A 22433-nucleotide genomic window follows, 5' to 3' on the forward strand; every position below is an offset into this window, starting at 1 on the left:
GGTGCTGTCCGCCTTGCTGGCGTTACCGGGTGTGCCGGCAGGCGCGGTCGGTGGCGGCTATGGTGTGAGGTGGTAGGCGGATAGCGCAGGCAATCAGCGGGTTTTTATCAAGGAGTAGCTATGCAAGGGGCGGGATTCTGGGTGGTGCTGGCGCTGCTGGTGGCGCTCGCTGGTTTGACGATTTATTACTACAACCGCCTGGTGTTCAACCGCGCGCGGGTGGCCGAGGCGTGGAGCGGTATCGACGTGCAGCTCAAGCGTCGCGCCAGCCTGATTCCGGCGTTGGTCGAGTGCGTGCGCCAGTACATGAGTTACGAGCAGGGCACCCTGCAGGCCCTGGTGCAGGAGCGCATGCGCGCGGTGCAACTGGCCGATTCACCGCTGGGCCAGCGGGCGCCGGTGGAGGCGCATCTGGGTACTCAGTTGCGCCAGTTGTTTGCCCTGGTCGAGGATTACCCGGCGCTCAAGGCCGACGGTCAGTTTCTCGATCTGCAGCGCAACATCAGCGAGGTCGAGGAGCATATCCAGATGGCCCGGCGTTACTACAACGGCGCGGTGCGCGAGCTGAATGTGCTGGTCGAGTCGGTGCCGAGCAACCTGGTGGCGCGGCCCTTTGCCTTTACCCAGGCCGAGTATTTCAGCCTGGATGACCCGCGTGACGCCCAGTCGCCAAAAATGGAGTTTTGACATGCTGCGAGTGCTGCGTTTTGCCCTGTTGAGCCTGTGCCTGCTGCCGTTGTGGGCCGCAGCAGCCGAGGTGATCGAGGACTTTGCCGTGACCCTGCAGGTGCAGGCCGACGGCAACCTGCTGGTGACCGAGCGGATTACCGTGCAGGCCGAAGGTGAGCAGATCAAGCGCGGTATCTACCGCGATCTTCCGGTCAGCTACAGCTTGCCCCTGGGGCTGTTGCAGAGCAGCCCGATCACCCTGCTTGGCGTGAGCCGCGATGGCCAGGCGGAGCGGGCGCGGGTCGAACAGAACGGCAGCTGGGTGCGCTATTACCTCGGCTCGGCCGACCATCTGCTGCAGCCGGGGCGTTATCAGTACGAGCTGCGTTACCGGGTTGAGCGCCAGCTGTTGCACCACTTCAATAGCGACGAGCTGTACTGGAACGTCACCGGTAATCAGTGGGTGTTCCCGATTCTCCATGCCTCGGTCGAGGTCAAGCTGCCGCCGGGTGCGCGGATGGGTGATCTGGCCGCCTATACCGGCGCTGATGGTGAGCAGGGCCAGGCCTACGAGGTGCTTGAGCAGCGCGACGACTACCTGCGCCTGGCCACCACCGAAGCCTTGCCGGCCTACCACGGCCTGACGGTGGCCGTGGATTGGCCGGCGGGCCTGGTGGCGCGGCCGGGTGTAGCGCAGCGCCTGGGCTCTCTGCTGCTGGATAACCTCGGTCTGTGCCTGGGCGCGCTGCTGCTGGTCGGCCTGGTGATTTTTTATCTGCGGGCCTGGGATCGGGTCGGCCGTGACCCTGAAAAGGGCCTGATCATTCCGCTGTTCGAGGCCCCACGGGGCATGAGCGCGGTGCAGGCCGGCTACCTCTGGCATCGCGGGTTGAAGGGCCGCTATCAGGAGGCGCGGGCGTTCAGTGTGTGGCTCACCGATATGGCCATCCGCAAGCACCTGCATATTGAAGACAAGCCGCGCGGCGGCGGTTTTACCTTGGCCCGTGGCAAGGGTGAACGGGCTGACTTCAGCGAGTCTGACCGCGAGCTGCGCAAGCGCCTGTTTCCGGCCAACAAGGAAGGCATCGCCCTGGCGATTGGCAGCGACTACGAGCCGCGCCTGGCCGATGCTGTGGCCGGGCTGAAAACCCAGCTGCACACCCAGGGCAAGGCCTGGTTCAGCAATAACCGCGGCATCTGGACCTGGGGCCTGGTGTGGACGCTGGTCGCTTGCCTGGTGATGGTGCTGACCGGCGCGCGTAGCGAGGACGATGTGGCCGTCGGCCTGGCCGGTGTGGTGTTCACCCTGGGCTTTGGCGTGCCGTCGCTGTTTGTGCTGTATATGGCCTGGCATCAGCCCAGTTTGGGCAAGCAGATCGGCCTGGGTCTGGCGGGGTTGATGTTTGTCTGGCCGGTGCCGGTTGGCCTGTGGATGCTCAGTGATGCGGCGTCGGTGCCGGCCTTGCTGCTGCTCTGTGTGTATGTGCTGGTGGTGGTGTTGTTCTATTACCTGTTGCCGGCGCCATCGATTGAAGGGCGGCGCCTGCTTGATCAGCTGGAAGGCTATCGCGACTACCTGCAACTGGCGGAAAGCGATGCCCTAGCCCTGGCCGGCAATGCCCCGGCGATGAGCATTGCGCTGTACGAAAAACACCTGCCCTACGCCATGGCCCTGGGCGTGGAAGACAAATGGAGCGCACGCTTTAGCGCAGCGCTGGCCAGCGGCCTGATCGACCCGGCGCAGCGTGACTATCAACCCGACTGGTACCACAGCCGCAGCAGCTTCAGCACCCCGCTGGCGATGAGCACCGCCCTGGCAGCCGGGTTAAGCAGCGCCACGGCGCTTGCCTCATCGCCACCGTCGAGCAGCTCGTCAGACGGTGGTGGTTCATCTGGCGGCGGTTCGTCAGGTGGCGGCGGTGGCGGAGGGGGAGGCGGCGGTTGGTAGGGCGCGGTTCAGCTTTTGTAGGAGCGGGGGGGACGCCCAGTTATTGCCCGCGATCACAGTCAATCCAATAACATCGCGGCCAAGGCTGCTCCGGCCATCGGCTTGTAGGAGCGGGCCATGCCCGCGATTCGCACGCATGGATTAGGCATCCCCGCGGTTCCTACAGGTTGCGGCAACTGTCGTGTGCTAAGGCTTACGAGTTTCCTGCAGCTTGGCCAGCAAGGCTTCGGTTTTCGCCAACTGCTCGGCTTCGCTGAGTTGCGGGTTTTCCAGCACGCTGTCGAGTTGTGCGATCAGCTCGCTCTGCCGGTTGATCCGTTCATCGAGTTTTTCCAGTTTGCGCTGGTTGTACCAGCTCCACAGTGCCAGGGCGCAGGCGGCCAGCACCACGGCGGTTAGCACGATAATCGTCAGGGTGTTCATCGCAGCTCCAGAGTTTTGCGCATCAGCATGCGCGGCAAGTTAACAGTGCCGCGCGTCACCGTCTGTGCCTGCTGCACAGAAAATCCCTGACCGGTAAAAAACGCCTGGGCCACTAGGCTGGCTTCGGTAAACAGCTCGCGCACCCCCGCCGCGCGCAAGCGTTGCTCGGCAGCGGCATACAAGGCGCTGGCCACACCCTGGCGAGCAAAGCCGGGTGCGGTGAATAGCAGATCGATATATCCATCCAGGCTAAAGCCGATAAAACCGGCTATAGCGCAGTCATCTTCGGCGATAAGCAACTCAAGTGACGCCAAACGTGTTTGCCAGACTGATAGGTCTGCAACCTCGGGAGACCAGGCCTGTCGCTGCGCTGCGTCGTAATGCTGAGTGGTCAACTGGCTGACCGATGCCTGAAACAGTGCGACCAGGGCGGGTAAATCCTGAGGTTGGTAGGCCCGTAAGTTGAATGCGGCGGACGGCTGGGTTGTCATCGGAGTGGTCAGCAAGGTTTTGCCCTGCAGGTTAGCGCCGCGTATGGGCCAGGTAAATCGCCTCAGCGCCAGTTCCACGTGCTGGCGGCAACAGCATCGTGGGCGTGCAGGCTTTCCGCATGCACCACGCGCAGGTGAAAGGCGCTGAAGGCCGGTTGTTCGCGCAGGGCGCTGTGCAGGCGGCGGGCGGCGTCTTCGCAGAACATCAGGTTTTGCCCGTTGGCCAGGGCAAAGGCCTGCTCATCGGCGCGCTTTACCGCCGTCTGCACGGCGGTGCCGAGGGCTTGTTCGGCGGCGTCGATCAGCGCAACCAGCGGCAACTTCGCGCTGTCGCCGTGCAGGCGCACTTGCAAAGTGGCGGTACTGCGTTGGCTATGTGGTGTAGCGACGATGCCCTGGGTTGAGCCGAGCCAGGCCAGCAATTGTGCGTGGTCCAGCGGCTGGTTGGCAAAGTCCTCGACAAAGCGCTGCTGAATCAGCTGGCGCGCCAGGGCGGCGGAGCACGGGCAGGTCGAGGAATAGGTCACTTCTACCTGTAGTTCCACGTGAAACCCCCATGAATCCTGGCGTGCACGCACTTCGAAGGGGTAGGCCTTCCAACCTGAGAGGGGGCTGACCAGCGCTGGGCGGCTGAGCAACGCCTCACCGCGCAAGGTAATCGACGCCTGCAGCGACAAACCCTGATGGCTGTCGAGAAACTCGCCCAGCAACTCTCGCAGCGTCGTCGGGTTCAGTTCGCGCTGTTCCAGCGCATGCAGCGCCAGGTAGAGGCGCGACATATGGATGCCGCGGGCATTGTCATCATCCAGGCTAACCCCGACATCGGCTCTGGCATGAATGCGTTGCCCGGTCAGGTTCACCGGCAACGCGATGCCCTGCATGCCAACCCAGTCCAGGGCTTGTTCATGGGCGGGCGTTTGCGCGGCTATGTCCGGCAGTGTCAGTGCGTTCATCAGAAATCGGCGCTCGGCTGTGGGTTTAAATGTTATGTTATAACAAGTAAATTACAAAGCCAGCGAATCCTGACGATGACCGAAACGCCGCTTACCCACGCCGAACTGCTCGCCCAGCCGGCAGATGACTACATGAATGCCGCGCAGCAGCAGTTCTTCCGCGCGCTGCTGCTCACCCAGCGCGGCGAGCTGCAAACGCGCATTGCCGAAGAGTTCGAAGGCCTGCGCGAGCGCGAAACCAGCAGCGATCCCGCTGACATTGGCAGCGCCGAAGAACAGCGTCAGTGGCAACTGCGCTTGCTGGAGCGGGAAAAAAAGCTGCTCGACAAAATCGACGAAGCCCTTGAGCGGCTGGCTCGTGGTGAATACGGCTGGTGCGTCGAGACCGGTGAGCCAATCGGCCTCAAGCGCCTGTTGCTAAGGCCCACCGCCAGCCTGTGCATCGAAGCCAAAGAGCGTCAGGAACAACGCGAAAAACACCTGCGCCACGCAGAATTCTGATGGAGCCTGCAACCATGACCAATCGCCTTCCCGTAACCGTGTTGTCCGGCTTTCTCGGCGCCGGTAAAAGCACCCTGCTTAACGCCATTCTGAAAAACCGCCAGGGTTTAAAGGTGGCGGTGATCGTCAACGATATGAGCGAGATCAACATCGATGGCAGCGAAGTTCAGCGCGATGTCAGCCTGAACCGTGCCGAAGAAAAGCTCGTGGAAATGAGCAACGGCTGCATTTGCTGCACCCTGCGCGAAGACCTGCTGGAAGAAGTCGGCCGCCTGGCCCGCGATGGGCGTTTCGATTACTTGCTGATCGAATCCACTGGGATCAGCGAACCGCTGCCGGTGGCGGAAACCTTTACCTTCCGCGGTGAAGACGGCCAGAGCCTGGCCGATGTGGCGCGCCTGGACTGCATGGTGACGGTGGTCGACGGGGTGAACTTTCTGCGCGATTTCCATGAGGCCGAAAGCCTGGCCAGCCGCGGCGAAACCCTCGGTGAGGAGGACGAGCGCTCGATCACCGACCTGCTGATCGAACAGGTGGAATTCGCCGATGTGCTGCTGATCAGCAAGATCGACCTGATTAGCAGCCACGAGCGTGAAGAGCTGATGGCCATCCTCAAGGGCCTTAATACCCACGCCGAAATCGTGCCGATGGCCATGGGCGCGGTGCCGCTGGAGAAGATCCTCAACACCGGCCGTTTCGACTTCGAGCGCGCCGCCCAGGCACCCGGCTGGCTCAAGGAGCTGCGCGGCGAACACGTCCCGGAAACCGAGGAATACGGCATTGCTTCCACGGCTTACCGGGCGCGCAAGCCGCTGCATCCAGAGCGCTTCTTCAATTTCATCAACCGCGAATGGACCAATGGCCGCTTGCTGCGCAGCAAGGGCTTCTTCTGGCTGGCGAGCAAGTACCAGGAGGCCGGCAGCTGGTCCCAGGCTGGCGGTTTGATGCGCCACGGTTTTGCCGGGCGCTGGTGGCGCTTCGTACCCAAGGCGCAATGGCCGACCGACGAAGAAGGGCTACAGGCAATTATGAAAAACTGGCAGGCGCAAACCGGCGACTGCCGTCAGGAGCTGGTGTTTATCGGCCAAAACATCGACTTCGCCCTGCTGACCGCCGAACTGGATGCCTGCCTGCTGACCGATGCGGAAATGGCCCTGGGCGTGGATGCCTGGCAGGCGCTGCTCGACCCGTTTGGCCCCTGGCATGAGGAAGCCGCCTGATGCTCGCGCCTGTGCTGCGTCATCCGCTGCAGCAGGTCAGCAGCCAACAGATTGATGTGCTTGGCGATGTACTGCGTGACGAGGTCAACTTGGCCGTCTGGCAACGCCAGTTGCCGGCACAGATCAGTGATTTCGCCAGCGCTTTGCTGGCTCAGGGCGAACCGCTGGGCCACTCCATGGTGCTGGAGTTGGCCAGCCCGGAGAGCGAGCCGAACCTCAGTGGCCTGGTCGATACCTACAGCGATCTGCCGGGGCAGGCGGCCTTTTTGCAGGACGTTAGTTGGCTGATCAGTGCTTTTGCCTGCCTGTTCGATGCCAAACGCATCGGCCTGCGCCTGCGTATTCTCGACAAGGCCATGTGCCCGCGCTTTCACGTTGACCACGTGCCGGTGCGGCTGATTACCAGCTACGCCGGGGTTGGCAGTGAGTGGCTGCAGGAGCGCGTAATGGCGCGTCGTCGCCTCGGCGACCCGGCAGCCGAACCCAGCGATGCCGCGTTGATCGAGCGCGCCGAGGCGGGCCATGTGCTGCTGGCCAAGGGCGAGAAGTGGATTGGCAACGAGGGTGGCGGCTTGATCCACCGCTCGCCGCAACCGCCGGCCGGTGAGCGTCGATTGCTCTTGACCCTGGACTGGCTGGCTTAAATTTCAGGCAAAAAAATAGGCTGCGAGAAAGCAGCCTTAAGCACCAGAAAGGCACACCGGCGCGTGACCCGGTATGCAGGGGTGAGGTACCCAAGGCCACTAAAACATAGACAGGATTACGTTTTGATGACGGTTAGCGCGCCATCCATACACCCTTGCTCTGCTGCTCGCAGAAGGGCTTGAGGTAGGTGGCGTCGCTGGCCACGCCATAATAATGCACATCCTGCTTATAGGGCGTGCCGCCCACCGTTGAATTGCGGCATACGCCGAAGGAGCCCATCGGGCACTGTTCGACAAACTCTACTTCGACCTTCTGCCCCTGCAGCTGCGGCTGGCAGAAACCGGTGCGGAACAGGTTGGGCGGGATGCTGCGGTTCTGCTGGCAGACCTTCACATCCAGGCGCTCGGCCTGGCTATGCACCACACAGGCTTCACCCCAGGCCAGGCCGGACAATGTGAACAGGCTCAGTAACAGAAAAACACGCATCGACCGATCCCCCAAAAAATATGCCGGCGACTCTAGCATGCTGCTTTTATTCAGTCTGCGCCCCGTGCCGGGGTTCTCCCCAGGCCGGCAAACCCGCACCATAGGCCCATGCTGAAAAATATCCCTACTCACGTAATTGCCGGGCCGCTCGGCGCGGGCAAGACCAGCCTGATCCGTAATCTGCTGGCGCAGCGTCCGGCGCACGAACGTTGGGCAGTACTGATCAATGAATTCGGCCTGGTTGGTTTGGACGCCGCGTTGCTGACCACCGATGACGATGGCGTGGCCCTGGGCGAAGTGGCGGGCGGTTGCCTGTGTTGCGTCAACGGGGTGCCGTTTCAGGTTGGCCTCGGCCGGCTGTTGCGCAAAGCCAAACCGCATCGCCTACTGATCGAACCGTCCGGCCTCGGCCATCCTCTGGTACTGCTTGAGCAACTGCGTGAAATGCCCTGGGCTGGGGTTTTGGCGGTGCAGGCACCGTTGCTGGTGCTGGACGCTCAGGCCCTTGCTGCGGGTGAAGCGCTGCCGGAGAGCCAGAAGGCGACGCTTAGCCGCGCCGGGCTGCTGCTGTTGAACAAGGCCGAAGACCTAGATGAAGCCACCAAGGCGCGCATCCAGGCGCAACTGCCCGCGCGCCCGATTTACTGGACCAGTCAGGGTGCATTGCCGCTCGCAGCGCTGCCCGGCTTTAGCGCCCAGGCCGATGGCGACGCTACGCCGGATAACCTGCCCACAGCAGCTGCGCCATTGCCGCAAGCGTGGCGCAGTCCAAGCGAGCCGATCTGCCAGGCTCAGCAGCAGGCCGATGGCTGGAGCATCGGTTGGCGCTGGCACCCCAGCCAGCAGTTCGAGCTGCTGAGCGTGCAACAGTGGCTGAGCAGCTTGCCCTGGCGCCGCGCCAAGCTGGTGCTGCACACCAACGCCGGCTGGCTGTCCGCCAACGCCCTAAACGGTGATGCCCTGCATTGGCAAAACAGCGAATGGCGCAAGGACTCGCGGCTGGAGCTGATCTTCAGCGAGGCGCAGGAGGTGTCGGCGTTGCAGGCCGGGTTCGCGGCCTGTGCATTAGCGCCAGAGCATTTCGGCCAGGCTGCCGAACAGCAGAATCAGCACAGCCAGGGCACTGATACGCAGAGCCAGGGGTGAGGTGATCCACTGCAGCGCCTGCTGTTTGGGTGCTTCACGCAGTGCATGCCACTCTTGGCGGAACGCAGGGTCGATGCGCAGGGCAAATAGCCTGTCGCGGTACAGCAGGTGCCGAGCGTGGCTCATCTGACTGTAAAGCGGCAGGCGAATAGCAAAGTGCAGTTCGCCATCTGCGGCGCGTCCCATGTCCAGTACATGGCAGTCGATGCCGGCGCTGCTGAGTTGTTCTTGCAGGTGCTCGATAAAGCCTGCATGGCTGGATTCCAGTAAAACAAACACCCTGACGTCCTCCCTGATAGGTCTGCGGCCAGGATGCCGGAGTCAGATAGAACTGACGAGTCCTCTGGCGATGCGGATAATCCCCACCTGAATACGATCACGCAAGGCACGCTCATGCATCTCCACCCCTGGTCACACGACAGCAGCGCCGGCTTTACCTTGCGCGGTTGGCATTCACCGCCTTCGGGCAAGCCCGTGCTGCATTTTCTGCATGGCAACGGCTACTGCGGGAGGGTCTACACACCACTGCTGGCGCTGTTAGCCGAGGATTTCGACCTGTGGTTATGCGATGTACAGGGGCATGGTGAGAGTGATCACGGTGGCCGCTTCCACGGTTGGAACCGCAGCGCCGAACTGGCGGTAGAAGCTTTTAACGCCGGGCGTGAGCGGTTTGGCGGTGCGCCGGCTTATGCCTTGGGCCACAGCTTTGGCGGGGTGTTGACCAGCCTGATCCTGGCCCAGCAACCGCAACTGTTTCAGCGTGCGGTGTTGCTTGATCCGGTGCTGTTCAGCCCAGCGATGATCGGCGTTATGGCGCTGTCCGATGTAGTTGGCCTGAGCCGGCGCACAACCTTGGCCAGCAAGGCGCTCAAGCGCCGCAGCAGCTGGCCAGATCGCGCCGCTGCGTATGACGCGTTGCATGGCCGTGGGATGTTCCGTGGCTGGACCGAAGAAGCGTTTGCCGCGTATATCCAGCATGCCTTGAAAGATAGCGACAAGGGCGCCGAGCTGCGTTGCCGGCCGAGTCGCGAGGCGGATATTTTCAGCTCATTCCCCAAGCGCCTGTGGCCGTCGCTGGGCAAAGTCACCACCCCGACCCAGGTGCTTTATGGCGAGCGCAGCTACCCCTTTGTGGCCAAGTCGGTGGCCCGTTGGTGCGCCAGCAATGGGCATGTCAGTGGCCATGTGGTGCCCGGCGGGCACTGCTTTATGCAGGAGCAGCCGGAGGCCGCTGCAGCGCGCGTTAGCGACTTTTTGCTGCAGCGTGGCTGAGCATGCAGGCCGCGACTCGGGAGGACGTCTGGTTGATGTTGTCCGACCTGTGGCTGGATACCGAGCTGGATCAGCGCTGGCTGGCAGGGATTGCTGATGTCTTGCGGCGTAGCGGCCTGAGCAGGGTGCAGCTGGAGGCAATCTTGTTGTATGAAGTGGCTCCCGTGGTCTGGCTCAATCACTGGAACTTTACCGGTGTGTGGGGCGGTTTCGATTCGCAGTGGTTGCTCGCCGGTTGCCGGCGCAACCAGCAGCGTGGGCGTTGGCATCGCTGCAAATGCCGGCTGTTGCGCTGGCCGATGACCTACGGCTGCCAGAGTGAATGGCAGCAGATTCTCGGATACTTGGCCGAGCCACCTGCGGGCGGTTCGACTTAGTGCTTTGGCAGTGCCGCCTAGGGTGAGTGAGGCGGTGTTTTCACTGACGCGGGCTGCTGTCGTCGGGCAAATGGTGCTGGTTGCGCCACTTTGCCATTTCAATCACCTGGGCACTGTCTGCCGGCGGTTCGCGGAAGGGGTGGGCCGCCAGTTCGATACGCCCCACCTGCTTGCCGAACATGACGATGCTGCCGGCGTGGCGCTGCTCACCCGTGACCGTGAATTCGAAGCCATACACCCGCGCCAGGCGCTTGCGCCCGCGTGCATCGGGCAGCAGGGCGAGCCGACGCAGGGCGACATTCTCATCCAGCAACTCGATGTCGGATTTGGCGCAGTGCTGTTTCACCAACCCCAATGCGTGTTCACGCAGGCCATGGGCATGCCACAGCCAGGCGCAGGCGGTGGCGAACAGCATCAGCAGAAAAACATCGAAGAGGTCGATCATGGCGGCTCCGGCGGCAGAGTGCAGAGCTTAACCGATTGCCGCACAGTTCTTGCTGCTGGGCTTGTCGCCGTTAAGCAGTTGCTTTAGCGTCCGCGCACGCCAACCCGAAAAGGAATTTCCCATGCAGTGTCCTGCCTGCCGTACCACCAGATTGCAACCCACTAAGCTGGATGGCGGCCTGCTGGCCCACGGCTGCCCGCAGTGTTCCGGCGCCCTGGTGGCCTTGCTGTACTACCGCGACTGGGCTGAGCGTCAGCCGCAGAATGATGAGCCGCAGGCGCAGGTTGCCGCTGAGGCCGCCAGCGAAAGCCAGCAGGTCCTGAGCTGCCCAAAATGCGCCAAGCTGATGAGCAAATTCCAGATCAGCGGCACCCACGGTAACCGTCTGGATCTGTGCGGCAGCTGTGATGAAGCCTGGCTGGATAACGGCGAGTGGCAGCTGCTCAAGGCGCTGGAGCTCAGCCACAAGATGCCGAGCATCTTCACCGAAGCCTGGCAGCGCAAGGTACGCCAGCAAGCTTCAGAGGAGGCGCGTCGCCAACGCTTCACCCGCCTGGTCGGCGATGAAGCCATTGCCCGCGCGGACGATATTCGCAGCTGGCTGAAAGATCACCCGCAGCGCCGTGAGCTGCTGTTCTATATCGGTCACGAGTGACCCTGAGGCTGTTCGTGGAGCAGGACGCTGCATATGAATAAGTGGGCTGTTTCGGCGCTGTCGGGCCTGACGTTGTTGGTTACCGTTGGTTGGTTGTGGTCGCGCGATGAAGCGTTAAGCCCAAAGGCCAAGGATTGGCTTGAGCAGGCGGCTGCCGATGCGGGTGAAAGTCCCGCCTATTACCAGCTTATGGGGATAGATGCGCCTGCTGGTCGCGACCCGCAGATTGAAGGTCGTAAGCGTGTGGCGCTCTATAACCAGCGTTTGCTTAGCCAGGAACCACAACTTGGTGCAGACATAGCGCCACTGGCGATGCCGGGGCAGGCGTTGTGCGTGCTCGGTGCGCAGGGTTGCTTGCAAGGGTTGAGGCAGGAGCCTGCAGAACGTCAAGCGTTGCTCAGCCAGCACCGTGAACTGCTGCAGCGCTATCAGCAGTTGTTGATGCTTGATACGCCGCATACCGTGGCACGGCCTGGTCTGGATGAGCCCATACCCAACTATGCAGCGGTACTGTGGGGTAATCGATTACGTGCGTTGCAGGCGTTGCAACTGGCTGAAGAGGGCCGGGGTGAAGATGCTCTGGCGTTGCTTCAGGAGGATATTCGCCTGCTGCGTATCTGGCTGTCGGATGCCGATAACCTGATCATGAAAATGACCACCGTAACGCTTGTAGCGCAGAGCTTGGATGCGTTAGCGGTGCTGTATCAGGTCGGTCTGATTCCTCAGCCGGACATTCAACAGCCTTTGAGCGGTGAGGAGCGCTCGTTGTTGAGCTCCATGCAGCGTGAGTTCGCCATGGTGGCTACTGGTCTAATGGAGCTTAGATATCAGGCAAATCTCGAGCAGGAGTTGGGTGTCAGTGCTTGGCGCCTGCAGTGGGTCTACAAGCCACAGATGAGTATCAACGACAGCTTACCTGCCTATGCTCGCTCGGCCAGCGAGTCTCTTTTGGATGCAGAGGCTTTTGTCGGAGTTTTGAGTGAGCCGGCGTCCTCTGTCGTTTCGACTTGGCGGCGCGTGCGCAACCCTGTTGGACGGATTCTGGTTGGTGTGGCGATCCCTGATTTCAGGCCTTATCTGGCCCGGCTGCATGACTTAGACGCCAAGCTTGTATTGTTCAATCGCCTAGGGCGGCCTGCACGGGAGAGCGGTAATCCCTACCAGCCCAACGAGCAGCCGGTTTGGGATGATAAGCACCAACGTATGTGCTTTAACGGCCCGCTGCCGGATGCCAAGCAGGTACGTTGTCTGCCCGCTAACCAGCCACTTTAGCGCCTCAACTATCCAGGCAGATACGGTTTCGCCCCTGCGCTTTAGCGTTGTATAGCTGGGCGTCCGCCCGCTGCAGCAGCTGTTGCAGGGTGTCGCCGGGCTGGGCGCAGCTCAGGCCGATGCTGACGGTGACGTGCAGTGGGCCCTGGGCGGTGGTGAGCGGTTGCGCCTGCAGGTCATTGCGTAGGCGTTCCAGGCGCTGTTGCGCGGCGTTGAGGTCGCTGTCGGGCAGGAGGATGACGAACTCCTCACCGCCGAAGCGGGCGAACAGGTCGGTGCTACGCGCCTGCTGCCGGCACAGTTCGCTGAAGGCCACCAGCACCTGATCGCCGACGGCATGGCCGTACTGGTCGTTGACCCGCTTGAAATGGTCGAGGTCGAGCATCGCCAGGCACAGCGGCGTGCCCTGGCGCTGGCTGCGCACCAATTCATGCTCTCCACGCTGCTGGAAGGCGCGGCGGTTCAGGGCGTTGGTCAGCGGGTCGGTGGTGGCGAGTTGGCGCAGCTGTTCTTCCAGAGCCTTGCGCTGGCTGACATCGCGGATTTCGGCAACCTGCTGCTGCGCTTCGGCCAGGCGTGCGATGCTCAGCTCGGCGGCGAACGGCTGGCCGTCCGCACGCTGGGCGAGCAGGTCGTGGGGGCGGCCATCGGCTTGTTGCAGCAGTTCGCTAAGTGGCTGTTGGCTACTGCTGTCGAATAGCCGCGATAGCGGTTGGCCGAGCAGTTGTTCGCGGGTTTGCGCAAACAGCTGTTCCAGCTTGGGGTTGCTGTCGATGATGCGTTCGCCGTCGAGCACCATCACCCCGGCGTTGCTCACGCTCATCAGGCGTTCGAAACGCTCGGCGTTGGCAGCCGCCTGTTGGGCGTTGCGCTGGCTGTCGGCGAGGATGCGACGCATGGTCAGTAGCACCAGGCCGACCAGGGCCACAAGCCACAGCGGAATGCCGAAGTTATAGGGCAGCAGGTAGCTCACCGAGCGCGTTACGTCATCGTGGACGATGCCTTGCAGGCCATCGTGAATGCCGATCACACCGCGCAGCAGGGTGACCAGGGCATAACCGAGCAAGGCGATGGCGACAAACTGGCAGACGCCGCGCAGCTCCACCTCGCTGGGCGTACGCCATAGCGCCCAGCAGGCTTGCAGGGGCAGTAGACCGCCAATTGCGGCGTACAGCGCGACGAGGTATTCCGAGTTGATGGGGCTTAGCCACCAGTGCCAACTCAGGGCCAGGCTCATCAATCCGGCGCTGGCGGGCACCGTCCACCAGGGCAGCGGCAGGCCGAGAAAGCGGAACACGCCGAGCAGGATGATCGCCTCGCCGGCCAGTTGCAGGGCATTGCCAAGAATATTCAGCAGTTTGCTGCCACTGGCCATAAAACCCATGAACAGCAGGATGCCGATGATCAGGGTCCAGCTGCCCAGCATCCACAAACCGGGGCCACGGTAGGGGCGTGAGAAATACCAGAGCCCGCTGCAGGCAATGGCGCTCGCCAGCATCAGGTTCAGGCCCAGCAGCATGGGGGAAAAATACAGGCTTTCCATGGCCTTACTCGGTGTTATGCGCAGGGCGCGATTGTGCCGGGGACGCGTGTGGTTGTCTGCTCGCTCAGCTTTTTTCTTCGTTCAGCGCCTGGTAGCGCTGCTGCAGTTCGTGGCGGATCTGCCGGCGCTGCAGGGCCTGGCGCTGGCGGCGTTCGGCGTCGGCGGTGGTCGGCTCCAGCGCGGGAATGGGTGCGGGTTTGCCCAGTTCATCCACAGCGACCATGGTGAAGAAGCAGCTGTTGGTGTGGCGCACCGAGCGTTCGCGGATGTTTTCCGTTACCACCTTGATGCCAACTTCCATTGAGGTGCGCCCGGAGTAGTTGACCGAGGCGAGAAAGGTCACCAGTTCGCCGACGTGGATCGGCTCGCGGAAGATCACCTGGTCCACCGACAGGGTCACCACGTAACAGCCGGCATAGCGGCTGGCGCAGGCGTAGGCGACTTCATCTAGGTATTTGAGCAGGGTGCCGCCGTGCACATTGCCGGAGAAGTTGGCCATGTCTGGGGTCATCAGTACGGTCATCGTCAGCTGGGCGTTTCCGGGTTCCATAACAGGCTCTGTGCAGGGATTTGCCCAACCATAGCAGCTGACGCTGGCGGTTGGCTGCGTTTAAGGCAGGTTGAACTGCTGGCGCAGCTGGCTCAACTGTGCGGTGTCCTCAAGCAGAAAACGGTCAAAGCGCTTGATCAGGTCGGGGTGTTGGTAGCTGCTCAGGTGAAAGTGGGTGTTGACCTGCGGCAGTTGCGGGTCGAGCCGCACGTGGCCTGGGTCGAGGCCCAGTTGGCGCAGCTGGTGCTGCACCACCTGCGGGTTGGCGTAGATGGCATCCAGGCGGCCGCGCTCGAGCATGCGGATCAGGCTGTGAATATCCTGCACTTCCACCAGCTCAACACCGCCCTTGGCCAGCACAGATTGCCAGGCCTCGGCAGTAAAGCCACGGACGATGCCCAGGCGTTTAACCGCAGCCAGGCCCTTACCCAGTCGCTCCGGGCGCACCAATGTGGCGTCGACAACCTGCACCACTGGCTGGCTGTAATACAGCGTCTGGCCATCGCGGGCTTCGCGTGCCCAGGCCGGGTTGTCGGGGAACAGCAGGTCGAGGTTCTGTTCGCTGAGCATATTGCGGTACAGGCGGTTGACCGGTTGCGGGCGCAGTTCCAGCTCCAGGCCTTCGCGCTTGGCAAAGGCTTGCAGCAGGGCGATGCAGTAGCCATCGAAGCCCTGACCCTCTACCGCGCTGTAATAGGGGTAGTAGTCGTGATTCTCCAGGCCCACGCGCAACGGTTCGGCCGTTGCAAATGCGCTGTACAGCCAGCAGGCCAGGATAATGCAGAGGCGCATGGGCCACTCCAGGGTGCTCAGAATCTGTACAGCGTAGCTGGTAGCGCCCCAGGCGTCAGGCGTGGGTCAGGTACCAGCGCCAGTCCTGCTCGCCGACCTCGCCCATAAACTGGCGGAACTCATTCCACTTGATCGCCAGGAACACCTTGAGGAAGTCCTCGCCCAGTGCTTGTTTGGCCCAGCTGGAGTTTTCCAGCGCGCGCAGGGCGGTCAGCCAATCGGTCGGCAGGGTTTCGCGGGCCTGTTCGTAGCCGTTGCCGATGATTTCCTCACCCGGGTCGATCTGGTTCTGGATGCCGTGATGGATGCCGGAGAGGATTGCCGCCGCTGCGAGATAAGGGTTGGCGTCGGCGCCGCAGATGCGGTGCTCGACATGCCGGCTGTTAGCCGGGCCACCCGGTACGCGGAACGACACGGTGCGGTTGTTCACCCCCCAGCTTTTGGCCAGCGGCGCGTAGCTGTTGGCCTGGAAGCGGCGGAACGAGTTGGCGTTGGGGCAGAAGATCGCCAGGGCATCATTCAGTGTGGCCATCATGCCGCCGATGGCGTGTTTGAGCAGCGGCGTGCCATGTGGATCTTCGGATGCCATCAGGTTGTTGCCGTTTTCATCCGCCAGACTGACGTGCATATGCAGGCCGCTGCCGGCCTGGTCGCCGAACGGCTTGGCCATAAAGCAGGCCTGCAGCCCGTGCTTGTTCGCTACGCCCTTGACCAGGCGTTTATAGCGCACGCCTTCGTCGATGGCCTGCAGGGCGTCGAAGCGGTGCTCCAGAGTCAGTTCGACCTGGCCGGGCGCGTACTCGGAAATCGCCGTGCGCACCGGCAGGCCCTGCACTTCGCAGGCGGCGTAAAGGTCGTCGAGGAACGGCTGCAGCTGCTCCAGCTCGTACACGCCGTACACCTGCGGCGCCTGCGGGCGCACGCCGTTCATCTGCAGCGCCGGCTGCGGACGACCGTTGGCGTCGCGGGTCTTGTCCAGCAGGTAGAACTCCAGTTCCACCGCCATTACCGGGTGGTAGCCGTCGGCCTTCAGCCGGTCGATGGCGCGCACCAGCACATGCCGAGGGTCGGCCGGGGCGGCTGGCAGGCCCTGGGTCGGGTGCATGCTCACCTGCAGCTGGCCAGTAGGCGTGGTGCGCCAGGGTTGCAGGGTCAGGCTGCCGGGCAGCGGATAGGTCCAGCAGTCGGCATCGGCGACTTCCCAGACCAGGCCGCTTTCTTCCACGTCCTCGCCCTGGATGGTCAGCGCCAAAATCGAACTGGGCAGCGGCCGGCCGTTCTCGTAGATGGCCAGCAGCTCGTCGCGGTGCAGCAACTTGCCGCGCGGGATGCCGTTGGCGTCGATCAGCATCAGCTCGATGCTGCGCACTTCGGGGTGGGCGGCGAGGAAGTCACGGGCTTCCTGGGGATTGGCGAATTGCATGGCGCTTCTCACTGTGTGTCGTTATCTCGTGGGAGGCGCTTTAGCGGCGATTGTCGCGGCTGAGGCCCCTCCCACAGGCTGATCGATGAATTACTCGCGGGCGCCGGGGATGGCCAGCAGCTCGGTCAGGGCCTGGTCGAGCATGCTGATCAGCTTATCCACATCGTCCGCCGTGGTGCTGGGGCAGCACAGGGTCATATTGTGGAACGGGGTGATCAGGATGCCGCGGTTGATCAGGTACAGGTGCAGGGCCATCTGCAGCTCGTCGTGGAACGCGGCTTCGGCCTCGGCGCCGGTCTTCGGCGAAACCGGGCAGAACTGGAACTCGCTGCGCGCACCCAGCTCGGTCACTGACCACTTGAGCTCATGCTTGCCGATCAGCGAACGGAAGCCATCGGCCAGGCGCTTGGCCAACGGCAGCATGTGGTCATAGGCGGCCTGCGTCATCACCTGCTCCAGGTTGGCGCGCATGCAGTGCATGGCCAGGGCGTTGGCCGACAATGTGGTGCCCATGCCGCTGTGACCGTGGCCGTGGCTGCCCTCGCTGGCGCGTTTGCGCGCTGCGGTCATGGCCTCTGCCATCGCCGCGCTGCAGCCGAAGATGCCGCACGGCACGCCGCCGGCAATCGGCTTGCCGACCACGAAGAAGTCCGGGTCGAGGTTCCACAATTTGGTGCAGCCACCCATATCGGTGGAGATGGTGTGGGTCTCGTCGATGATCAGCAGTGCGCCGTATTTACGGGTCAGCTCGCGGCATTTCTGCATAAAGCCCGGCTCGGGCAGAACCATGCCGATATTGGTCATCGCCGGCTCGCAGAGTAGGGCGCAAATATCACCCTGCGCCAGCGCCGCTTCCAGCGCCGCCACGTCGTTGAACGGAATCGAGCGGCTGTACTCGGTCAGGTCGTAGGCCTGGCCGACCAGGCCGGAGCGCGGCACGGTTTCGCCATCGATGCAGCGCACCATCACGTCGTCCACGGTGCCGTGGTAGCAGCCGTCGAACACCAGCAATGTCTTGCGTTGGGTAATCGCGCGGGCCCAGCGCAGCACGTAGCGGTTCGAATCCGTGGCGGTGGCGGTGACCTGCCAGAACGGCAGACCGAAGCGCGCGGCCAGCAGCTCGCCGCAGACCACCGCGTCCTCGCCCGGCAGCATGGTGGTCAGGCCGTTGTTGCCCTGCTCACTGATGGCCTTGGCGATTGGGTCCGGCGAGTGGCCGAACATGGTGCCGGTGTCGCCCAGGCAGAAGTCGATGTATTCGTGGCCGTCGACATCATAGAAGCGCGCGCCCTTGGCCCGTTCGACAAACAGCGGCACCGGGGTCGACCAGTCGGCCATCCAGTGCATCGGCACGCCGCCGTACAGCGAGTTGCGCGCGCGTTCGGCCAGGGCCACGGATTTCGGGTTGCGCGCGATAAAACGCTCGCGCTCACGCTGGGCGAAGGCTTCTACGGCGGATGGGCTGATACCACTGGCAGTCATGTTGAACACCTCGTTCGAATATCTGCACATGCTATTTTGTGATCACAGAAAACTCAAGCATTGGTTTGATCAGGCTTTATTGCTAGATTACTGCCATATTTGTGATCACAGGATATTGTGAAATGGTCTTTCAACAGCACGTTGCATTGATCAGCGGCGCGGGCAGTGAATCGGGCATCGGCTTGGCCATCGCTCGCCGTCTGGGCCGTGCCGGGGCGCGGGTGTTGCTGACTGCCAGCAGTGCGCGGGTTGAGCAACGGGTCGCCGAGTTGTGTGCTGAAGGTATTCAAGCACGTGGCCGCGCGGCCGACCTGACCGATGAGCTTCAAGTCGCTGAATTGCTCGACTGGGCGCAGGCGCAGTGGGGGCAGATCGACATTCTGGTGAACAATGCCGGCATGGCCATGCAAGGCAGCCCCGAGCCGTTCGCCGAACTGGCGGATATGGACCTGGCGACCTGGAGCCTGTCCATCGCGCGCAACCTGGGCACTGCCTTCCTGCTCACCCGTGCCGTACTTCCAGGCATGCGGGCGCGCGGCTACGGGCGCATCGTCAATATCAGCTCGACCACCGGCACCCGTGGCAGCAACCCTGGCGAGGCGGCCTACAGCGCAGCGAAGGCCGGCATGCTGGGGATGAGCATGGGTCTGGCGCTGGAAGTGGCCAAGCAGGGTATTACGGTCAACAGTGTGGCACCGGGTTGGATCGCTACGGGTTCGAGTACCGAAGAAGAGCGTCATGCGGCGCAATACACGCCAATGCGCCGCGCCGGCCGGCCAGAAGAAGTCGCGGCCGCCGTGGCCTTTCTCGCGTCGCCCGAGGCCAGCTATATCACCGGCGAAGTATTGGTAGTCGACGGTGGTAACTGCCTGATCGAGAACAAAGCTCCCTGAGTGCCTCTGCGTCGGTCAGGCGTTGTTGCAGGGATACTCGAAAATGCTCATTGACTGCAGTCAACTCCGCTTTTCAAGCACCCCTGCGCCTAGCCTGCCTCTAGCAGAACCACTCAGACCATTTTCTAAACATAGGAGAACTTCATGCATAACTGCTCGCTAACCCTCGCTCAACTCCCCGCGCCACCGCTACAGGGCTGAACGAATATGGCCGATAACCTGCAGGACCAGCTCTACCAACGTATTCGGGAAGGCCTACTGGCTGGGCGTTTCCAGCCCGGTGAGCGCTTGAAAATTCGTGACCTGGCCGCCGAGTGGGGCACCAGTCCGATGCCGGTACGCGCCGCCCTGCAGCGCCTGGTCGCCGAGGGCGCGCTGGAAGGCGAGCCGCAGCGCTCGGTGCGCGTGCCGCCGATGACCCGCGAGCGTTATCAGAATATCTTTCAGGTGCGCTTGGGCCTTGAAGGCCTGGCCGTGGAATTGGCCACGCCGCGCCTGACCCCGGCCGACCTGGCTGAGTTGCGCGATTGCGTGGTGCGGATGGATCAGGCCATCGAGCAGCGGCAGATCCAGGCCTATCTGGACGCCAACAGCCAGTTCCACCTGCACCTCTACAGCGCCTGCGGTAATCCGGTGTTGCTGCGCTCAATCGAATCGCTGTGGTTGCAGGTTGGGCCGTTTTTCAACCGATTGTTCACCGGCGCCGATCTGTCGCTGCGCCTCAATGATTTTCACGAGGAGGCCTTTGCCGCCATCGAAGCCGGTGACGCCAAGGCCGCGCGCCAGGCCATGGAACAGGACCTGACCTACTTCGCGCGCTTTCTGCTCAACCTGCTCGACCTGGAGCCGGGCCAGCGTTGACGCACTGGCAGCGCGATGGCCGACAACTACACTGATGCGACTCTGAGACTGCAGTACAAGGACTTCTTCAATGCTGGATTACGGCAGCAAGCGCATCCTGATCGTCGATGACTTCACCGACTTTCGCAGCTCGTTGAAGGCCATGCTGCGCGATATGGGCGCGCGTGATGTGGACACCGCCGACCGCGGCGAAGAAGCCCTGAGCATGTGCCGCAACAAGCGCTACGACATCATCCTGCATGACTACAACCTGGGCGGCGGCAAGAATGGTCAGCAGGTATTGGAAGAGTTGATCGCCGGCAAGCTGATCAGCCACCAGTGCATCTTCGTTATGGTCACCGCCGAAAGCAGTCAGGCCATGGTGCTCAGTGCCCTCGAACACGAGCCTGATGCCTACCTGACCAAGCCGTTCAACCGCGCCAGCCTCGATCAGCGCCTGGACAAGCTGGTGGAGCGCAAGACCGCGCTTAAAGGCATTCTCCAGGGCCTCGACAAACAGGACCCGGCCGCGGTGCTGGATGCCTGCAAGACCCTCAGCCAGCAGGACAAGCGCTACCTGCCGTTGTGCCAGCGCTACCAGGCCACGGCGCTGCGCGAGTTGGGCCGGCTGGATGAGCTGGAGCAGCTGCTCAATGGCGTACTGGCCGAGCGACCGTTGCCCTGGGCGCAGGTGGCGCTGGCCAGCCTGATGCACAAACGCGGTGAGCTGAGCCGCGCGCAGAGCCTCTACGAGAAGGGTTTGCAGCTGTTCCCGATGATGCCGGCGCTGTACGACGGCCTGGCCGCCGTGCTGCTGGCTCAGGGCGAGAGCCAACGCGCTCAGCAGGTCCTGGAAGATGCAGTCAAATTGGCTCCGCTGGCGATTCGCCGGCAGATGCAGCTGGGCAAGCTGGCGATGGATAACCAGGATTTTGACAGCGCCGGCAAAGCCTATCGGCAAGCCATGGAGCAGGGCCGTACCTCCAAGTTCAAGAGCCCGGAAAACTACCTCGGGCTGGCCCAGGCGATCACTGCCCAGGCCGGCGATGGCACGCTGGACAAGCGCCTGCAGATCGAAGTCAGCCAGGCTCTCGGTGAGCTGGATAAGACCTACGCCAATGACCCCAATGTGCAGGTGCGTTCACGCCTGGCCCTGGCCAGTAGCCTGAATAAATCCGGGGAACCCAAGCGCGCCGCACAACTGGCCGCCGAAGCCGCTGCGGCGATGGAAAAACTGCCGCAGTTGTTTGCCGCCGATACCGCTCTACGCGTCGCCAGTCAGCTGCGCGCGCTGGGCCAGACGGCAGCCAGTGATGCCCTGCTGAAAAGCTGTGTCGAGGTTTACGGCGACGACCCACAGGTGATGCAGGGCGTGGCCCGGCAGACTGACAACGCCGAGATTCTCTCCGGCGGCAAAGAGGCCGTGGAGCTCAACCGCCAGGGCGTACGCTGCTACCAGCAAAAGCAGTACGACGAGGCGCTCCGGCTATTCCGTCAGGCCTTTGCTCTGCAACCAAAGAACATCAGCATCGCCCTCAATACCGCGCAATCGTTGCTGCAATCGGCGGGTGGTGAAATGTCGCCGGCTCTACTGGAGGAATGCCAGCGCTGTCTGGAGGTGGTCAGCCAGATGCCCGAGACCGATGCCCGGCATGCGCGCTACCTGCAGCTGCAGCGGCGGGCGTGCGGCCAATGAGTGATTCCCCCGGCGGGCTGGATTTTTCCACGGTGATCGCCTCCACCGTGCACGACATGAAAAACTCCCTGGCCATGCTCACCCGCGCCCATGCGCAGTGGCAGGCGCAGCTGCCGCCGGAGCAGCAACAGGCCAGCGAGCAGGGGGTGATCGAATACGAGTTTGCCCGCCTCAACGGCATGCTGGTGCAGCTGCTCGGCCTGTATAAGCTCGGCGTCAACCAGCTGCCGATGCGCCCCGGCTATCACGAGGTCGAGGATTTTCTCCAGGCGCAGCTGGCGCGGCATTTTGAAGTGCTGCAAAGCCGGCAGATCAGCGCGCGATGCGAGGTGGAAAGCTTCGACCTGATGGGTTTCTTCGATGAAGAACTGCTTGGCTCGGTGGTCGCCAATATCGTCACCAACTCCATCCGCTACGCCCACAGCGCCTTGCTGATTCGGGCCTGGGAGGAAGGCGGCAAACTGGTGCTGGCGATCTGCGACGACGGCCAGGGCTATCCGCAAGAGATGCTCAGCCAGCAATCCAACTACGTCCTTGGCCTCAAGCACAGCACCGGCAGCACCGGCCTGGGCCTGTACTTCGCTGGGCGCATCGCCGAACTGCACGAACGCAATGGCGTGCGCGGCCATATCGAACTGGCCAACGGCGCGCCACTGGGTGGCGGGGTGTTTCGGATTTATCTGCCCTGAAACGACTGCGGCCCTGCGTCGT

At 62.7% G+C, this 22433-nt stretch carries 25 protein-coding genes; 14 read left to right on the top strand and 11 right to left on the bottom strand.

Annotated features, from left to right (window positions below; all coding sequences use genetic code 11):
- The first annotated feature begins 120 nt into the window (after positions 1-120).
- Both P3C18_RS01300 and P3C18_RS01305 read left to right on the top strand, forming a co-directional pair.
- On the top strand, positions 121-687 hold the full coding sequence (locus P3C18_RS01300; RefSeq protein ID WP_275960083.1) for a LemA family protein: 567 nt from the start codon (positions 121-123) through the stop codon (positions 685-687).
- Position 688: 1 nt separating this feature from the next.
- Positions 689-2617 (top strand): DUF2207 domain-containing protein, encoded by a 1929-nt coding sequence (locus P3C18_RS01305; RefSeq protein WP_275960085.1) that lies wholly within the window; start codon positions 689-691, stop codon positions 2615-2617.
- 186 nt (positions 2618-2803) lie between these two features.
- Here the strand turns inward: P3C18_RS01305 and P3C18_RS01310 are convergent, their stop codons facing one another.
- The 3 genes from P3C18_RS01310 to folE2 all read right to left on the bottom strand — a co-directional run bounded on the left by P3C18_RS01310 (position 2804) and on the right by folE2 (position 4484).
- Positions 2804-3040: a hypothetical protein gene (locus P3C18_RS01310; protein ID WP_275960086.1), complete on the bottom strand. Its 237-nt coding sequence runs from the start codon at positions 3038-3040 to the stop codon at positions 2804-2806.
- A complete protein-coding gene (locus P3C18_RS01315) occupies positions 3037-3531 on the bottom strand; it encodes a GNAT family N-acetyltransferase (RefSeq protein WP_275960088.1) in 495 nt (164 codons plus the stop codon). The genes P3C18_RS01310 and P3C18_RS01315 overlap by 4 nt, the downstream gene beginning before the upstream one ends.
- Positions 3532-3593: 62 nt before the next feature.
- Positions 3594-4484, bottom strand: coding sequence for a GTP cyclohydrolase FolE2 (folE2, locus tag P3C18_RS01320; RefSeq protein ID WP_275960089.1), 891 nt, complete (start codon positions 4482-4484; stop codon positions 3594-3596).
- A 75-nt stretch (positions 4485-4559) separates the two neighbouring features.
- On the opposite strand from folE2, the gene dksA reads away from it, so the two are divergent.
- Genes dksA through P3C18_RS01335 form a run of 3 tightly spaced genes read left to right on the top strand, consistent with a single transcriptional unit; the run spans position 4560 to position 6849 of the window.
- Positions 4560-4985, top strand: a complete 426-nt coding sequence (gene dksA / locus P3C18_RS01325; protein ID WP_167144160.1) for an RNA polymerase-binding protein DksA — start codon at positions 4560-4562, stop codon at positions 4983-4985.
- Between the two features lie 14 nt (positions 4986-4999).
- The gene (gene zigA / locus P3C18_RS01330) at positions 5000-6205 is read left to right on the top strand and encodes a zinc metallochaperone GTPase ZigA (RefSeq protein ID WP_275960090.1); all 1206 of its coding nucleotides are present in this window, start codon (positions 5000-5002) and stop codon (positions 6203-6205) included.
- Positions 6205-6849 (top strand): DUF1826 domain-containing protein, encoded by a 645-nt coding sequence (locus tag P3C18_RS01335; RefSeq protein WP_275960091.1) that lies wholly within the window; start codon positions 6205-6207, stop codon positions 6847-6849. Before zigA ends, P3C18_RS01335 begins: the two co-directional genes overlap by 1 nt.
- 133 nt (positions 6850-6982) lie before the next feature.
- On the opposite strand, the gene P3C18_RS01340 is transcribed toward P3C18_RS01335, so the two are convergent.
- Positions 6983-7336: an NADH:ubiquinone oxidoreductase gene (locus P3C18_RS01340; protein WP_090250956.1), complete on the bottom strand. Its 354-nt coding sequence runs from the start codon at positions 7334-7336 to the stop codon at positions 6983-6985.
- Between the two features lie 108 nt (positions 7337-7444).
- Here P3C18_RS01340 and P3C18_RS01345 point away from each other — a divergent pair, with 108 nt between their 5' ends.
- Positions 7445-8482: a CobW-like GTP-binding protein gene (locus P3C18_RS01345; protein ID WP_275960092.1), complete on the top strand. Its 1038-nt coding sequence runs from the start codon at positions 7445-7447 to the stop codon at positions 8480-8482.
- Here P3C18_RS01345 and P3C18_RS01350 read toward each other — a convergent pair.
- Positions 8402-8761 carry a hypothetical protein gene (locus tag P3C18_RS01350; RefSeq protein WP_275960093.1) on the bottom strand — a complete coding sequence of 120 codons (360 nt, stop codon included), beginning with the start codon at positions 8759-8761 and terminating at the stop codon, positions 8402-8404. The two genes, P3C18_RS01345 and P3C18_RS01350, sit on opposite strands and share 81 nt — an antisense overlap.
- A 114-nt stretch (positions 8762-8875) precedes the next feature.
- Here P3C18_RS01350 and P3C18_RS01355 point away from each other — a divergent pair, with 114 nt between their 5' ends.
- Positions 8876-9754, top strand: coding sequence for an alpha/beta hydrolase (locus tag P3C18_RS01355; RefSeq protein WP_275960094.1), 879 nt, complete (start codon positions 8876-8878; stop codon positions 9752-9754).
- Positions 9755-9789: 35 nt separating this feature from the next.
- On the top strand, positions 9790-10131 hold the full coding sequence (locus P3C18_RS01360; protein ID WP_275960096.1) for a hypothetical protein: 342 nt from the start codon (positions 9790-9792) through the stop codon (positions 10129-10131).
- A 40-nt stretch (positions 10132-10171) separates the two neighbouring features.
- Here P3C18_RS01360 and P3C18_RS01365 read toward each other — a convergent pair whose 3' ends face one another.
- Positions 10172-10576 (bottom strand): DUF3301 domain-containing protein, encoded by a 405-nt coding sequence (locus tag P3C18_RS01365; RefSeq protein WP_275960097.1) that lies wholly within the window; start codon positions 10574-10576, stop codon positions 10172-10174.
- 121 nt (positions 10577-10697) lie between these two features.
- Between P3C18_RS01365 and P3C18_RS01370 the strand changes: the two genes are divergently transcribed.
- Positions 10698-11231 carry a zf-TFIIB domain-containing protein gene (locus tag P3C18_RS01370; protein WP_275960098.1) on the top strand — a complete coding sequence of 178 codons (534 nt, stop codon included), beginning with the start codon at positions 10698-10700 and terminating at the stop codon, positions 11229-11231.
- A 33-nt stretch (positions 11232-11264) separates the two neighbouring features.
- Entirely contained in the window at positions 11265-12503 is a 1239-nt protein-coding gene (locus tag P3C18_RS01375) for a hypothetical protein (RefSeq protein WP_275960099.1), read from the top strand.
- Between the two features lie 4 nt (positions 12504-12507).
- Here the strand turns inward: P3C18_RS01375 and P3C18_RS01380 are convergent, their stop codons facing one another.
- From P3C18_RS01380 to P3C18_RS01400, 5 genes are all read right to left on the bottom strand, one after another.
- Positions 12508-14046, bottom strand: coding sequence for a sensor domain-containing diguanylate cyclase (locus P3C18_RS01380; RefSeq protein WP_275960100.1), 1539 nt, complete (start codon positions 14044-14046; stop codon positions 12508-12510).
- Between the two features lie 64 nt (positions 14047-14110).
- Positions 14111-14596: an acyl-CoA thioesterase gene (locus P3C18_RS01385; protein ID WP_275960101.1), complete on the bottom strand. Its 486-nt coding sequence runs from the start codon at positions 14594-14596 to the stop codon at positions 14111-14113.
- 60 nt (positions 14597-14656) lie between these two features.
- On the bottom strand, positions 14657-15388 hold the full coding sequence (locus P3C18_RS01390; RefSeq protein WP_275960102.1) for a transporter substrate-binding domain-containing protein: 732 nt from the start codon (positions 15386-15388) through the stop codon (positions 14657-14659).
- A 55-nt stretch (positions 15389-15443) separates the two neighbouring features.
- Complete coding sequence (locus tag P3C18_RS01395) at positions 15444-16811, bottom strand: glutamine synthetase family protein (RefSeq protein ID WP_275960103.1); 1368 nt, start codon at positions 16809-16811, stop codon at positions 15444-15446.
- A 90-nt stretch (positions 16812-16901) separates the two neighbouring features.
- A complete protein-coding gene (locus P3C18_RS01400) occupies positions 16902-18293 on the bottom strand; it encodes an aspartate aminotransferase family protein (protein ID WP_275960104.1) in 1392 nt (463 codons plus the stop codon).
- A 122-nt stretch (positions 18294-18415) separates the two neighbouring features.
- Between P3C18_RS01400 and P3C18_RS01405 the strand changes: the two genes are divergently transcribed.
- The 4 genes from P3C18_RS01405 (at position 18416) to P3C18_RS01420 (ending at position 22411) form a co-directional block, all read left to right on the top strand.
- On the top strand, positions 18416-19186 hold the full coding sequence (locus P3C18_RS01405) for an SDR family NAD(P)-dependent oxidoreductase (RefSeq protein ID WP_275960105.1): 771 nt from the start codon (positions 18416-18418) through the stop codon (positions 19184-19186).
- A 207-nt stretch (positions 19187-19393) separates the two neighbouring features.
- Positions 19394-20047, top strand: a complete 654-nt coding sequence (locus P3C18_RS01410) for a GntR family transcriptional regulator (RefSeq protein ID WP_275960106.1) — start codon at positions 19394-19396, stop codon at positions 20045-20047.
- Between the two features lie 70 nt (positions 20048-20117).
- Positions 20118-21722 carry a tetratricopeptide repeat-containing response regulator gene (locus P3C18_RS01415; protein ID WP_275960107.1) on the top strand — a complete coding sequence of 535 codons (1605 nt, stop codon included), beginning with the start codon at positions 20118-20120 and terminating at the stop codon, positions 21720-21722.
- Positions 21719-22411 carry a HAMP domain-containing sensor histidine kinase gene (locus P3C18_RS01420; protein ID WP_275960108.1) on the top strand — a complete coding sequence of 231 codons (693 nt, stop codon included), beginning with the start codon at positions 21719-21721 and terminating at the stop codon, positions 22409-22411. The genes P3C18_RS01415 and P3C18_RS01420 overlap by 4 nt, the downstream gene beginning before the upstream one ends.
- The last annotated feature ends 22 nt before the right edge of the window (positions 22412-22433 follow it).

It is taken from the genome of Pseudomonas sp. 1928-m, assembly GCF_029269135.1.
Classification (GTDB): Bacteria; Pseudomonadota; Gammaproteobacteria; order Pseudomonadales; family Pseudomonadaceae; genus Aquipseudomonas.

What these genes read in the sequence shown, in the direction of transcription:
- P3C18_RS01300 (WP_275960083.1), top strand. Translation starts at nt 121, where the DNA reads ATGCAAGGGGCGGGATTCTGGGTGGTGCTGGCGCTGCTGGTGGCGCTC.
- P3C18_RS01305 (WP_275960085.1), top strand. Translation starts at nt 689, where the DNA reads ATGCTGCGAGTGCTGCGTTTTGCCCTGTTGAGCCTGTGCCTGCTGCCG.
- P3C18_RS01310 (WP_275960086.1), bottom strand. Translation starts at nt 3,040, where the DNA reads ATGAACACCCTGACGATTATCGTGCTAACCGCCGTGGTGCTGGCCGCC.
- P3C18_RS01315 (WP_275960088.1), bottom strand. Translation starts at nt 3,531, where the DNA reads ATGACAACCCAGCCGTCCGCCGCATTCAACTTACGGGCCTACCAACCT.
- folE2 (WP_275960089.1), bottom strand. Translation starts at nt 4,484, where the DNA reads ATGAACGCACTGACACTGCCGGACATAGCCGCGCAAACGCCCGCCCAT.
- dksA (WP_167144160.1), top strand. Translation starts at nt 4,560, where the DNA reads ATGACCGAAACGCCGCTTACCCACGCCGAACTGCTCGCCCAGCCGGCA.
- zigA (WP_275960090.1), top strand. Translation starts at nt 5,000, where the DNA reads ATGACCAATCGCCTTCCCGTAACCGTGTTGTCCGGCTTTCTCGGCGCC.
- P3C18_RS01335 (WP_275960091.1), top strand. Translation starts at nt 6,205, where the DNA reads ATGCTCGCGCCTGTGCTGCGTCATCCGCTGCAGCAGGTCAGCAGCCAA.
- P3C18_RS01340 (WP_090250956.1), bottom strand. Translation starts at nt 7,336, where the DNA reads ATGCGTGTTTTTCTGTTACTGAGCCTGTTCACATTGTCCGGCCTGGCC.
- P3C18_RS01345 (WP_275960092.1), top strand. Translation starts at nt 7,445, where the DNA reads ATGCTGAAAAATATCCCTACTCACGTAATTGCCGGGCCGCTCGGCGCG.
- P3C18_RS01355 (WP_275960094.1), top strand. Translation starts at nt 8,876, where the DNA reads ATGCATCTCCACCCCTGGTCACACGACAGCAGCGCCGGCTTTACCTTG.
- P3C18_RS01360 (WP_275960096.1), top strand. Translation starts at nt 9,790, where the DNA reads ATGTTGTCCGACCTGTGGCTGGATACCGAGCTGGATCAGCGCTGGCTG.
- P3C18_RS01365 (WP_275960097.1), bottom strand. Translation starts at nt 10,576, where the DNA reads ATGATCGACCTCTTCGATGTTTTTCTGCTGATGCTGTTCGCCACCGCC.
- P3C18_RS01370 (WP_275960098.1), top strand. Translation starts at nt 10,698, where the DNA reads ATGCAGTGTCCTGCCTGCCGTACCACCAGATTGCAACCCACTAAGCTG.
- P3C18_RS01375 (WP_275960099.1), top strand. Translation starts at nt 11,265, where the DNA reads ATGAATAAGTGGGCTGTTTCGGCGCTGTCGGGCCTGACGTTGTTGGTT.
- P3C18_RS01380 (WP_275960100.1), bottom strand. Translation starts at nt 14,046, where the DNA reads ATGGAAAGCCTGTATTTTTCCCCCATGCTGCTGGGCCTGAACCTGATG.
- P3C18_RS01385 (WP_275960101.1), bottom strand. Translation starts at nt 14,596, where the DNA reads ATGGAACCCGGAAACGCCCAGCTGACGATGACCGTACTGATGACCCCA.
- P3C18_RS01390 (WP_275960102.1), bottom strand. Translation starts at nt 15,388, where the DNA reads ATGCGCCTCTGCATTATCCTGGCCTGCTGGCTGTACAGCGCATTTGCA.
- P3C18_RS01395 (WP_275960103.1), bottom strand. Translation starts at nt 16,811, where the DNA reads ATGCAATTCGCCAATCCCCAGGAAGCCCGTGACTTCCTCGCCGCCCAC.
- P3C18_RS01400 (WP_275960104.1), bottom strand. Translation starts at nt 18,293, where the DNA reads ATGACTGCCAGTGGTATCAGCCCATCCGCCGTAGAAGCCTTCGCCCAG.
- P3C18_RS01405 (WP_275960105.1), top strand. Translation starts at nt 18,416, where the DNA reads ATGGTCTTTCAACAGCACGTTGCATTGATCAGCGGCGCGGGCAGTGAA.
- P3C18_RS01410 (WP_275960106.1), top strand. Translation starts at nt 19,394, where the DNA reads ATGGCCGATAACCTGCAGGACCAGCTCTACCAACGTATTCGGGAAGGC.
- P3C18_RS01415 (WP_275960107.1), top strand. Translation starts at nt 20,118, where the DNA reads ATGCTGGATTACGGCAGCAAGCGCATCCTGATCGTCGATGACTTCACC.
- P3C18_RS01420 (WP_275960108.1), top strand. Translation starts at nt 21,719, where the DNA reads ATGAGTGATTCCCCCGGCGGGCTGGATTTTTCCACGGTGATCGCCTCC.